Raw genomic sequence first — 478 nt, forward strand, 5'->3', positions numbered from 1 at the left:
CACCAGCACCACCCGCGAGCGCGGCACCCGCTCCACCCGCACCCGGGCCGTCGGCAACCCCCCGGCCATCACCCGCTCCAGCGACGCCAGCGTCCGCCGCCGCCGCGCCAGCTCCGCCTCCAGCCCGTCCCGCACCCCGCAAAGAGCCCCCGGCGCGCCCGACAGCACCTGCGCCACCACCGGCAACGGCACGTCCAGCGAGCGCAGCAGCCCGATCGACAACGCCACCCGCGCCTGCGACGCCCGGTAGAACCGGTAACCCGTCGCAGGGTCCACGTGCGCCGGAGGCAGCAAGCCCAGCTCGTCGTAGTGCCGCAACTGCTTCACGCTCAACCGCGCCAACCGGGCGAACCGGCCGATCGGCAGCAACTCCTCGTCCACGCCCCCCAGCATGGACCATCCCCCGTACATAACCTTGCAGGCATATAACCAGAGCGGTATATTCACGCCATGCCCCCCTCCACGCCGACCGCCATGC

At 72.2% G+C, this 478-nt stretch carries 1 protein-coding gene; it reads right to left on the reverse strand.

Translation table 11 applies throughout. The features are described 5' to 3' along the window. Positions 1-393 (reverse strand): MerR family transcriptional regulator (locus FAF44_RS53710; RefSeq protein WP_237111198.1); only part of this gene is annotated, 393 nt, incomplete at its 3' end. Between the last annotated feature and the right edge of the window lie 85 nt (positions 394-478).

Source organism: Nonomuraea sp. MG754425, from assembly GCF_021699195.1.
Taxonomy (GTDB): domain Bacteria; phylum Actinomycetota; class Actinomycetes; order Streptosporangiales; family Streptosporangiaceae; genus Nonomuraea.